Origin of the sequence: Rhodococcus sp. PAE-6, from assembly GCF_025290685.1 — a bacterium.
Lineage (GTDB): Bacteria > Actinomycetota > Actinomycetes > Mycobacteriales > Mycobacteriaceae > Rhodococcus > Rhodococcus pyridinivorans.
Genome location: NZ_JAOCLZ010000001.1, coordinates 71,495 through 82,453 on the forward strand (window position 1 = coordinate 71,495; position 10,959 = coordinate 82,453).

A 10,959-nucleotide genomic window follows, 5' to 3' on the forward strand; every position below is an offset into this window, starting at 1 on the left:
TTACCGTTGGTCACAAATACAGTGGCCGGTATCGAAGGAGGCCTCCCATGTCGATGCTGCGCGGCAGCCCACTGCGACATCGGATCCTGTTCGTCCTCGCCGTCCCCCTCGGCGCCGGACTGCTGTCCGCCCTCGGACATCTCGTCCAGCGCCGCCACGGCCGGCCCACCTCCGTCTCCGAATCCCTCTTCGCCATCGCCAGCAGCCTGCGCCGCCGCACGCTGTTCACCCGACCCACCGGCGACCACCCCCCGGCCCCCGAGACGCCCGGACAACCATGACCACAGGACAACCATGACCACCCACACCGTCCCCAACGGGCCTATCCGACTCCACGTCGTCGAAGAAGGCAACCCGCACGGCCCGACGCTCGTCCTCGTCCACGGCTGGCCCGACACCCACGCCCTGTGGGACCGCGTCGCACCCCTGCTCGCCGACGACTTCCGCATCCTGCGCTACGACAACCGCGGCGCCGGCGCCTCCACCGTGCCCCGCGCGGTGGCGCACTACCGGCTCGAGCACCTCGCCGCCGACCTGCACGCCGTCATCGACGCCCTCGCCCCGAACGAACCGGTCCATCTGCTCGGCCACGACTGGGGCGCGGTGCTGTGCTGGGAAGCGGTGTGCGAATCCGACGCCGGCGAGCGCATCGCCTCCTACACCTCGATCTCCGGCCCCAACCTCGACCATCTCGGCCTGTGGATGCGCCGCCGTCTCCGGCGCAAACGCCCACTCGGCCCCGCCGAACAGGCTCTCGCCTCCGCCTACACCCTCGCCTTCCAGATCCCCGGTCTGCCGAATCCGGTGCTGCGCGGCCCGCTCGCCCGCCACTGGCCGGCCTTCGTCGGGTTCTTCGACCGCACCGACCCCGCCGCGATCGCCCCCGTCGCCCCGACCCTCGCCGACGACATGGTGCACGGACTGTCCCTGTACCGGGCGAACATCCGCACGCGGCTCGCCCGACCCCGCGAGCGGCACACCGACGTCCCGGTCCAGCTGATCCAGAACCTGCGCGACCGCGCGGTACGCCCCGTCGGCTACGAGGACACCTCCCGCTGGGTCACCGACCTGCGCATCCACCCACTCGACGCCGGGCACTGGTCGCCGCGTTCCCATCCCCGCGACGTCGCCGACGCCACCGCCAGGTTCGTGCAGCAGATCGAAGCGGCGCGCACCTGACCGCATGACCTCAGCCGGACGATTCCGCGCGCGGCGCCGCCTCCACCGGCGGATCGTCGTCGTGCACCGGTAGCCGACGCGGACCCGGACCCTGCTGCCCGAGCACGTCACCGGGATTCGCGAGCGGACACGACGCCAAACTCAGACAACCGCAGCCGATGCAATCGGTGAAACTGTCGCGCAACGCGGTGAGATCCTCGATGCGGCGGGTCAGCCGGTCGTGCCACGCCCGCGACAGTCGCGCCCAGTCCTCCGTCGTCGGCACACGACTGTCCGGCAACGAATCGAACGCCTCCTTGATCTCGTCCAGGGACACCCCCACACCCTGCGCGACCTTGATGAACGCGACCTTGCGCAGCGTGTCGCGACGATAACGCCGTTGATTGCCCGAGGTGCGGCGACTGGTGATCAGACCACGCGACTCGTAGTAGTGCAGCGCCGAGACCGCCACCCCGGAACGGTCCGCCAACTGCCCGGGTGTCAGCCATATCGCAGGGTTCATCGGTCCCCTCCTCGCCCCGCAGACATCGTGATCGAGTTGTGCTGCACAGTACCGGCCACCGAAGACACCGGGCACCCGGGTCGCGTGAGCGCCCGGGGTCAGAACGACGGCGGCCCGAACTCGGCAGCGACCTCCGGCGCATCCATCCGCAACATGTCATACGCGGTGTGCGCCCACGTCCGCACCGACTTCGGGTACGGCCGCTCGAACCGCTCGCAGACCCGCGCCGTCGCCAACGCCGCCTCGAACCGCCACTTACGCGAACCGCTCACGAACGTCCGGGCCTGGAACAGATAACTCGATGCGGGGATCGTCACGTCGACCACCGTAGAACCTCCGACCGGCACAACGGGGGATCGGCACCCCGCGCGCCCCTCCGCTGCCGCCCGTCCCGACCACATTCCTAAGGGAGTGTTAGGAACCGCCACAGCCCCTTCCACAACCACTGTGACCCGAACCACTGTGGGGAGCGCACAGATCCACGCAGCGAAAGGAGTCCCGGGTGAGCACCACCTCGACGGGCGAACGCCGAGTCATCGGCAACGTGTTGAAAGGCTCGGTCGGCAACCTGATCGAGTGGTACGACTGGTATGTCTACGCCGCGTTCAGCGTCTACTTCGCGAAGGAATTCTTCCCCGAAGGCGACCCCACCGCCCAACTGCTGTCCACCGCAGCGATCTTCGCCGTGGGATTCCTCATGCGACCGATCGGCGGCTGGATCATGGGCCGCTACGCCGACCGGCGCGGACGGCGCTCGGCGCTGACCCTGTCGGTCACCGTCATGGCCGTCGGTTCCCTCATCATCGCCGTCACCCCGGCCTACGCGACCATCGGACTCGCCGCACCCCTTCTTCTCGTCCTCGCCCGCATGATGCAGGGACTGTCCGTCGGTGGTGAATACGCCACCAGCGCCACCTATCTCGCCGAGGTCGCCTCACCCGGACGCCGCGGCTTCTACTCGAGCTTCCAGTACGTCACCCTCGTCGCCGGACAGCTCATCGCCCTCGGCGTCCAGATCGTCCTGCAGCTCACCCTCTCCGCCGAGGCCATGCAGGCGTGGGGCTGGCGCATCCCGTTCGTCATCGGCGCCGTCGCCGCCGTCGCCGTGATGTGGCTGCGCCGCACCATGGACGAATCCGAAGCGTTCACCGAGGAAGTCGCGGCCAAGAGCGCCACCGACCGGCCGGAGGGCACGCCCGAGCAGGGCGGCATCCGGATGCTGCTGCAGTACCCCCGCGAATGCCTACTGGTGTGCGCGCTGACCCTCGGCGGTTGCGTGGCGTTCTACACCTACACCACCTACATGCAGAAATACATGATCAACACCTCAGGCATCTCCAAGGACACCGTCGCCTGGATCAACTTCGCCGCCCTGCTGGTGTTCATCGTCCTGCAACCCATCGGCGGGGCCCTGTCGGACCGCATCGGCCGCCGCAAACTGCTCATCTTCTTCGGGGTCGGCGGCACCGTGCTCACCGTCCCGCTGATGACGATCCTCGGCAGCACCACGAACCCGCTGATCGCGTTCGGGTTGATGATGCTCGGCCTGACCGTCGTCACCGGCTACACCTCGGTCAACGCCATCGTGAAGACCGAACTGTTCCCCACCAAGGTCCGCGCGCTCGGCGTCGGCCTGCCCTACGCGCTGACCCTGGCGATCTTCGGCGGCACCGTCGAAACCGTCGCACTCGCGCTCAAGCGCGCCGGCCACGAATCGCTATTCTTCTACTACGTGACCGGCTGCATCGCCGTCTCGCTCGTCGTGTACTTCTTCATGCGGGAGACCTCCGACGGCTCACCCCTGGACCGCACGAGCTCCGACCGCACGAGCACCCGGACGGACACCCCCGACGAGCACGCCGACCTGGCCACCTCGCGGCACTGATCGAAAGGGAACCACGTGCAGATCGCGGTGGTCGAGGACGACGACGGAGTCGGCGACGCCCTCGTCGAAGCCCTCATCTCCCACGGCCACCGGCCGATCCGCATGCGGCGCGGCGCCGACCTGCTCCTCGGCCACCGCGACCTCGACGTCGTCATCCTCGACCTCGGCCTGCCCGACGCCGACGGCCTGCAGGTGCTCCGGCAACTGCGGGCCGTCAACGACGTCCCCGTCGTGATCCTCACCGCGCGCGGCGACGAACGCTCGGTGGTACGCGGCCTGCGCGGCGGCGCCGACGACTACCTCGTCAAACCGGCCCGCCTGGCCGAACTGCTCGCCCGTGTGGACGTCGTCACCCAACGGCGCCGCGCACTGTCCGAGACCTCCCGCATCGTCCGCGCCGGCGACGTCGTCGTCGACCTCGATGCCCGCGAAGTCGAGGTGGGCGGCGAACCGGTCACCCTCACCCCGAAGGAATTCGACCTGCTCGCCGTCCTCGTCGCCCGACCCGGCGCCGCGGTCAGCCGCCAACAACTCATGGACGCCGTGTGGGGCGACGCCTATGTGGCGATCTCCCGGTCGCTCGACGTGCACATGACCGGGCTGCGCGCCAAACTCGCCCGCCCCGGACTCATCTCCACCATCCGCGGCTACGGCTACCGGTGGGGCGGCTGACATGCAGCGACGCGTCCTGGCGGTGCTGCTCGTCTTCGCGACCGTCGCCGTCGTCGCCTTCGCCGTACCGCTCGCCCTCGCCACCAGCGCCGGCCGCACCGCCGTCCTGGGCGCGAACCGGGAAGCCGACGCCCACCACTTCGCCACCCTCGCCGTCCAGATGCGCGCCCCCGGCAGCACCGCCCTGCTCGACGAGGAGGTCACCCGCTACCACCGGCTCTACGACGAAGGCGTGCTGATCGTCGACGCCCGCGGCGCACCCCGCGCGAGCGCGGGCCTGACCCCGACCGACCCCGGTGTGCCGGAGGCGATCACCGCCGGTCTACGCAATCAGAAACAGGGCATCGGCGGTCCGCTGACCCCGTGGTCCCCACACCGGGCCCTGCTCGCCGTACCGGTGGGCACCGGCGCCCAGGTCGAAGGAGCCGTCGTCGTAGACGTGTCCACCGACGCCGCCCGCCGCGACATCCGCACCTCGTGGCTGCTCATCGTCACCGGCGCAGCGGCGGCGCTCGTACTCGTCACCATCGTCGCGACCGTGCTGTCACGGTGGACGGTCCGCCCGCTCACCGCGCTCACCGCGCGGGTCGCGGCGCTCACCGACAGCGTCCCGGCGCTGCATCCACGCTCCCGGACCGGGGACACCACCACCTCGGTCCGGCATCACGGCCCCCCGGAGGTCCGGGAACTCACGCAGGCCTTCGACACCATGTCCGAGGCGGTCCGCACGTCCACCCGCGCCCAGAGACAGCTCATCGCCGACACCGCGCACCAACTCCGGAACCCGCTCGCCGCCCTGCACATCCGGCTCGACTCCCTCGAACCGCACGTCGGCGCCACCGGCGTGGAGACCTATCGGCGCACGGCCGTCGAAGTCGACCGGCTCGGCGGTATCCTCGACGGCCTGCTCGCCCTCGCCACCGCCGAATCACCCACCGACACAGCGGGCACCGAAGGACACGACGGGTGCGATGTCGGCGCCGTCGTCGCCGACCGCGTCGACGCCTGGTCCGAGGCCCTCGCCGAGGCCGGCATGACCGTCACCGTGGACGAACCGACCGGGCCGCGCCTGCACGCCTGTTTCTCCGCCGACCATCTCGCCCAGGTGCTCGATGTGCTGCTCAGCAACGCGAGCAAGTACGCCCGCGCGGCCACCGGGGTCCGCATCACCACCCGACACCACGACGGGACCATCCGGATCCGCGTCGAGGACGACGGCGCCGGAGTCGCACCCGATGAGCTCGGTGCCCTCACCTCCCGGTTCTTCCGCGGGTCCGGAGCCGACGGGCCCGGCACGGGCCTCGGGCTGTCCATCGCGGTCGCGCTCGTCGAGACCGGCGGCGGCACCCTCGACCTCGCCGCCGCCGACCCGCACGGACTGGCCGTCACCCTGACCCTGCCCGCCGACTCCCGCGCGGAGGCATCATGATCACCCGCCGCGATCTCCTGCGGTCCGTCGCGCTGCTGGCGGTGGGCGGAGCCGTCGCCGGCTGCACGCACACCGGAGAGCGTGAGGAACTGATCCTGGCGGCAGGGGAGGAGGGTGGGTTCTTCTGGGAGTTCGCCGAACTCACCGCGGCCGCCGCCGACCGGGCGGGCCTGCCCATCGCGATAGTGCCGGAACGCACCCCGGGGTCGGTCACCAATCTCGCCGCGCTGACGGCGGGGAATGCGGAGCTGGCGTTGACCCTCACCGATGTCGCGGTGCGTGCCCACGACGAGGGCGCGCGGTTCACGGCGATCGGGCGGGTCTACGAGAACTACATGCAGTTGGCCGTGCGTGCGGACTCACCGATCCGGAAGATCGCCCAGTTGCGGGGCGCACGGATCAGCCTCGGCGCTCCCGGATCGGGTGCCGAATTCACCGGCGAACGCATCCTCTCCGTCGCCGGGCTCGCCGAGCCGGGAGCCGTCACCCGGGTGCACCTGTCGATGGCCGACGCCGGTCGCGCGCTGGTGGACGGCGAGATCGACGCGGTGCTGTGGGCGGGTGGTGTTCCTACCCCGTCGTTTGCGAACCTGGGTGTGTCGCTACGGCTGATCGATCTGTCCGTGCTCCTCGAACCGCTGCGGGCGCGATTCGGTTCGCGTTACGAACCGGTGCTCATCCAGCCCGGCACGTACGGGCAGCTGGACGCCGTCGCCACCATCGGCTTGGGCAACCTGCTGCTCGCCGGGGCATCGGTGTCGGACGAGGCGGCCGCCGCACTGGTGGATCTGCTCGTCGACCATGCCTCCGAACTCGTGCCGGCTCAGGCCACCGGCAGTCAGTTCCTCGACCGGCAGTCGCTGATCGTCACCGCCGGTGTCCCGCTGCATCCGGGAGCGGTGGCCGCGTACCGGCGCCAGCACGGCTGACGAGACCGATGGGCAGGGGAGACGCACCTCGAAATGGTGCCGACCCCGGGGACGCAGTGGGGCAGAGGGTATGTGGTGTCGTCGAGATGCGGGGCGGAGATCGGACCGGACCTCGAGGGGCGCGAGGAGATCGGGACCGGATCGGCTGTGCAGGGGACATGCGCGGGGCACAATGGAACCGTTCACCTCTGTGTGCGTGAAATTCGTTGGCAGTCAACGTGATTCATGGATAACGGTGATTATCCATCAAATGTGGAAGAGGCGAGAAGGGGCGATCGGTGGTCGCAGCACCCCGGGGGACGGGATGATCCCGCGCCACCAACATGCGCATCGTCCGCGCGATCTGCGGCGCGCAACGCGCACGCGACGACCACACGGTGCTGCCGCAACGCCGCATCGGTGAACCGTGGGTCGGTGCAGTGTGCGCGTCGCTGCAGCATGGCACCCGATGCATGAGCAGCCGAACGCGCGTCGAGCGGATCGGCGGCTCGATCCGGTACGGGCGCCGGCAGGCCGGTCGCAGTCCGGAGGTGAGCCGGACTCGAGCCAGAGGCCGAGTGGCAGGTGGGGCCCATCGCATCGATCCGGGGCGAACCAGGGATCTCCGAACGCCTCGGACGCCCTGCCGCACCTGTCCGGAGGAGGTCCGGTTCCACTCTAGTTAACATAATGTAGATTATCGGCAATTTTGATATGGGCGGTGAACTGGGGTTCGGCACTGATAATCCCGATGCCGCCCAATGACGTCCCTGATCCGCAGATTCGCGCCGTCGTCGCACACACTGCATCGCGTCGTGCGCCGTGCCGTCCGGCGCGCGTTGTTCCCTCCGCCTCGTGCGACGTGCGAACCGCGCCGCACGACGCGCTCCCGGCACTCGAGCTTGCCGCGCATTCGCCGTGCCCGGCCCGGTCCGCCGCCTGGTGTCGGTTCGCTGCCTCGGACGCCCGATACGACCTTCCGGGCCCGCCACCCTCGCCCCCTGCCTGTCCGCCCAGCCGTCGTGAAAACGTCACAGTGACGTTTTCACGTGGTCTAGCGGGTCCCGCTGTGGACACCTATCTGCGTCGATATCATCGGCGCGGCAGTGACAACGCGATCCGGGAAGGTCGACCGTGACGCAACCACGGCTCCTGCGTTCCTGGGTGGTCTTCGCGATCACCACCGTCCCGCTCTATCTCTGGGGTGCACTCACCGACGGTGAATTCGACATCACCGGTGCGCGTCTGCCGGTCAGTGCGTTGATGTTCGTCTGCCCGGCACTTGCGGCCCTCGCCGCCGGCGGCGGGCGCGAGTCGGCCCGGCGGCGCATGTGCACGCTGCCGCGCGCGCTGTGGCTGATCGTCGCACTGTTTGTATCAGCTGCGCTGGTGCTGGTCGCATCTATCGTGGTCGCCGGTACCGGTCCGTCCGGCATCTCGGTCTCCCTCGTGGCGGTCGCCGGTGCGTATTTCGTTGCGGCGGTGTGCGAGGAACTCGGGTGGACGGTGGACGCTCCTGGCGGCGAGCGGGATCTGCTCGCCTGTCGCGTCCGCGGTGGCCGTCGGGGTCGCCGTGCTCGTCCTGACCTGTCTGCGGGTCGCGTCCCGCCGGGTCGAGGGTGCGGACTCCCCTCCTCCGCCTCGGACGATAAACCCAGAAACGTCACAGTGACGTATTAATCTCGCCTCCCGTGCATTATGACGCTCGCCGCAACCGCCGCAACTGCGCGGACAGATAATCCCGGGCACGGCGATGACCACCGACCCGGACGAGTTCGTCGGCGAGCTCCTCGAGCAGCCGTGACAGCAGCTCTTCGTCGGGTGACCAGCCCTCGCGCTGCCGGCACCGGTCGAGCCATTCGACCGGCGCGATGTGTCCGCGGTCGGCGTTGCAGCGTCGGCACGCGGCGACCTCGTTGGCGGTGATGCTCGGCCCGCCCTTCAGGCGCGGCACCAGATGATCGGTGGTCGGGGTGATCAGCCGCCCGAACTCCCGTCCACACCACAGGCACCGCCCGTCCTGACGGTCCAGGGCGAGCGAGAGTCGGGTGACGCGGTCCATCCTCCGATCGTCGCCTATCGGCGCCGCCGTAGTCGCCGATGAGTCCGATCCGGTGTCCCGGAGACTGTTTCAGGGGCGTGCTTCGAGGACGAGGTTGAAGGGTGTTTCGGTGGCGCGGCGGAAGGTGCCGAATCCGGCTTCGGCCGCGACATCGGCGAGCCGTCGCTCCCCGGCCTGCGCGCCGAGCCCGAGCGCGACCGGCTGGTCGAGGGACGACGGGGTGCACAGCACCGTCGATGCGGCGTAGTACATCCGGCCGACCGGGTTGAGGTTCTCGGGCAGGCTGTCGCGGGCGAACGGTTCGACGAGCATCACCGCGCCGTCGTCGGCAAGCGCGCCGCGCGCGTACCGCAGTGCGCCGACGGGATCGCCCATGTCGTGCAGGCAGTCGAAGTAGCAGATCAGGTCGTAGTCGGATCCGGGGAAGTCGGTCGCCGAGGCGACGGTGAAGGTGGCGTTGTCGACGCCCTCCTCCGCGGCCAGTTCCGTCGCCCGCGCGATGGACGCGTCGTGGTAGTCGAAGCCGCGAATGGTGGACTGCGGGAACGCCTGCGCGAGCAGGGTCGTGGAGACACCGTGGCCGCAGCCGATGTCCGCGACGGTGGCGCCGGCGCGCAGTGTGTCGACGACCCCGTCGAGGGCGGGCAGCCACACGTCGACGAGGTTGGCGCGGTAGCCGGGGCGGAAGAACTGTTCGGTGCCGACGAACAGTTCGGGATCGTGTTCGTGCCAGCCGAAACCTTCGCCGTTGCGGATGCGTTCGGCGATGCGGCTGCGGTCCTTGTACACGGAGCCGATCAGGTGGAAGCCGCCGGCCAGGTAGACGGGGCTGTCCTCGCGGGCGAGGGCCATGGCGTGTTCCGGTGCCAGGCTGAACGTTCCGGCGTCGGGGTCGTAGGTGAGATAGCCGCTGGCGGTCTCGGCGGAGAGCCATTCGCGCAGATAGCGTTCGCGGATGCCGGTGCGGTCGGCGAGTTGTTCGCTGCTGACCGGGCCGGCTTCGTCGAGCGCGCGCCACAGTCCGAGTTCGACGCCGATGAGCACCAGTGCGCCGTTCATGGCCGCACCCATGTCGACGACGAGTTGTCCGAGGGTCTGCTCGAGTCGTGCTTGGTCGGGTTCGTGTATCTCCGTGGTCATCACGCACCTCCTGGCGATGGGAGTACTCGCTCACGGTAGGTCGCGTGGCCGGTTCCGCGGCGACGGCTCGGGTTCGATCGGGTGTCGATCCGGGTGGCGGTGCGTAGCGGGAGGTCACGAACCGGGTGGTGGCGGGAGGATTCGGGGGTGCGTGGCGTGTTGCAGACAGCTACGCTTGTAGCAGACTGCAACATCAGGAGGCCGTCATGACGTCATCCACCGACAAGGTCACCCGCTTCGACGCCGAACTCGTCGACAGCGCCATCGCCGAGGGCGGCCGCCAGAACCGCACTGGACGCCAGCAACTCGAATACTGGGCCCGCATCGGCCGCGCGATGACCGCCCACGAGACCGCCTCCCTGCACCGGGTGCACGAGGCGCTGGCCGGGACACGGGAGCTGAGCGAGCTCACCGCCGCCGAGGGACGGCTGTTCGACGCGGAGATCGATGCGCGCCTGGCGGGCGGGCTGGCCCGCACCGACTACGCCGAGGTTCTCGCCGCGCGTGGGGTCACCACGGTGGTGCTCGACGACGAAGGCCGGCTGGTCGAGCAGCGTCCCGACGGTAGTCGCCGGGTGCTCGACGACGCATGAGGCGTCTGGATCTGATCGTCGGTCCCAACGGTTCCGGCAAGTCGACGTTCGTCGAGTTGTCCCTCGCTCCCCTGCTGCCGCGCAGCGTGTTCGTCAATGCGGATGTGATCGCGCGGCAGCGCTGGCCCGACCGGGCGGAGGAGATGTCGTACGAGGCGGCGCAGCTCGCCGCGGCGGCGCGGGACCGGTTGCTGCGGCAGGGCCGGTCGTTCATTGCAGAGACGGTGTTCTCGCATCCGTCGAAGCTGGAGTTGATCGACCGCGCGCACGAGGTGGGGTTCACGGTGGTGCTGCACGCGATGCTGGTGCCCGAGGCGATGTCGGTGCTGCGTGTACAGCACCGGGTGGCCTCCGGTGGGCATGCGGTGCCCGAGGACAAGATCCGGGCGCGCTATCGGCGGTTGTGGCCGCTGGTGACCGAAGCGATCGGCCGCGCCGATCAGGCGTCGGTGTACGACACGGCGTCCGGGACCCCGGTGGTGGTGGCGCGGTTCGCCGGCGGGGTGCCGGTGGGTGCGGTGCGCTGGCCGGGATGGGCGCCGGCGGCGCTCACCGGGCTCGGCTGAGAGATCCAGGCCCGGTGGGCGGA

General features: G+C 69.7%; 13 protein-coding genes. 9 read left to right on the forward strand and 4 right to left on the reverse strand.

Features of this window, described 5'->3' with window-relative positions; all coding sequences use genetic code 11:
* The first annotated feature begins 47 nt into the window (after nucleotides 1-47).
* Together NVV99_RS00340 and NVV99_RS00345 are read left to right on the forward strand one after the other, a co-directional pair.
* Entirely contained in the window at nucleotides 48-281 is a 234-nt protein-coding gene (locus NVV99_RS00340; RefSeq protein WP_019289588.1) for a hypothetical protein, read from the forward strand.
* Nucleotides 282-294: 13 nt separating this feature from the next.
* Nucleotides 295-1,179: an alpha/beta fold hydrolase gene (locus tag NVV99_RS00345; protein ID WP_024101075.1), complete on the forward strand. Its 885-nt coding sequence runs from the start codon at nucleotides 295-297 to the stop codon at nucleotides 1,177-1,179.
* A gap of 10 nt (nucleotides 1,180-1,189) precedes the next feature.
* Here the strand turns inward: NVV99_RS00345 and soxR are convergent, their stop codons facing one another.
* Both soxR and NVV99_RS00355 read right to left on the reverse strand, forming a co-directional pair.
* Nucleotides 1,190-1,681 (reverse strand): redox-sensitive transcriptional activator SoxR, encoded by a 492-nt coding sequence (gene soxR, locus NVV99_RS00350; protein ID WP_016696413.1) that lies wholly within the window; start codon nucleotides 1,679-1,681, stop codon nucleotides 1,190-1,192.
* Nucleotides 1,682-1,779: 98 nt separating this feature from the next.
* Nucleotides 1,780-1,998 (reverse strand): hypothetical protein, encoded by a 219-nt coding sequence (locus tag NVV99_RS00355; protein ID WP_226949839.1) that lies wholly within the window; start codon nucleotides 1,996-1,998, stop codon nucleotides 1,780-1,782.
* Between the two features lie 185 nt (nucleotides 1,999-2,183).
* Between NVV99_RS00355 and NVV99_RS00360 the strand changes: the two genes are divergently transcribed.
* The 5 genes from NVV99_RS00360 to NVV99_RS00380 all read left to right on the forward strand — a co-directional run bounded on the left by NVV99_RS00360 (nucleotide 2,184) and on the right by NVV99_RS00380 (nucleotide 8,255).
* Nucleotides 2,184-3,566, forward strand: coding sequence for an MFS transporter (locus NVV99_RS00360; protein WP_024101073.1), 1,383 nt, complete (start codon nucleotides 2,184-2,186; stop codon nucleotides 3,564-3,566).
* Between the two features lie 15 nt (nucleotides 3,567-3,581).
* A complete protein-coding gene (locus NVV99_RS00365) occupies nucleotides 3,582-4,238 on the forward strand; it encodes a response regulator transcription factor (protein ID WP_024101072.1) in 657 nt (218 codons plus the stop codon).
* A gap of 1 nt (nucleotide 4,239) precedes the next feature.
* Nucleotides 4,240-5,667: a HAMP domain-containing sensor histidine kinase gene (locus NVV99_RS00370; protein ID WP_024101071.1), complete on the forward strand. Its 1,428-nt coding sequence runs from the start codon at nucleotides 4,240-4,242 to the stop codon at nucleotides 5,665-5,667.
* Nucleotides 5,664-6,596 carry a TAXI family TRAP transporter solute-binding subunit gene (locus NVV99_RS00375; RefSeq protein WP_260782737.1) on the forward strand — a complete coding sequence of 311 codons (933 nt, stop codon included), beginning with the start codon at nucleotides 5,664-5,666 and terminating at the stop codon, nucleotides 6,594-6,596. The genes NVV99_RS00370 and NVV99_RS00375 overlap by 4 nt, the downstream gene beginning before the upstream one ends.
* A 1,113-nt stretch (nucleotides 6,597-7,709) precedes the next feature.
* The gene (locus NVV99_RS00380) at nucleotides 7,710-8,255 is read left to right on the forward strand and encodes a hypothetical protein (protein ID WP_041803375.1); all 546 of its coding nucleotides are present in this window, start codon (nucleotides 7,710-7,712) and stop codon (nucleotides 8,253-8,255) included.
* A 16-nt stretch (nucleotides 8,256-8,271) separates the two neighbouring features.
* Here the strand turns inward: NVV99_RS00380 and NVV99_RS00385 are convergent, their stop codons facing one another.
* Nucleotides 8,272-8,637: an HNH endonuclease gene (locus NVV99_RS00385; RefSeq protein ID WP_024101068.1), complete on the reverse strand. Its 366-nt coding sequence runs from the start codon at nucleotides 8,635-8,637 to the stop codon at nucleotides 8,272-8,274.
* 69 nt (nucleotides 8,638-8,706) lie between these two features.
* Nucleotides 8,707-9,777: a methyltransferase domain-containing protein gene (locus tag NVV99_RS00390; RefSeq protein ID WP_041803373.1), complete on the reverse strand. Its 1,071-nt coding sequence runs from the start codon at nucleotides 9,775-9,777 to the stop codon at nucleotides 8,707-8,709.
* A gap of 206 nt (nucleotides 9,778-9,983) precedes the next feature.
* Between NVV99_RS00390 and NVV99_RS00395 the strand changes: the two genes are divergently transcribed.
* Nucleotides 9,984-10,370 carry a hypothetical protein gene (locus NVV99_RS00395; protein WP_024101066.1) on the forward strand — a complete coding sequence of 129 codons (387 nt, stop codon included), beginning with the start codon at nucleotides 9,984-9,986 and terminating at the stop codon, nucleotides 10,368-10,370.
* Nucleotides 10,367-10,936: a zeta toxin family protein gene (locus NVV99_RS00400; protein WP_024101065.1), complete on the forward strand. Its 570-nt coding sequence runs from the start codon at nucleotides 10,367-10,369 to the stop codon at nucleotides 10,934-10,936. The genes NVV99_RS00395 and NVV99_RS00400 overlap by 4 nt, the downstream gene beginning before the upstream one ends.
* The last annotated feature ends 23 nt before the right edge of the window (nucleotides 10,937-10,959 follow it).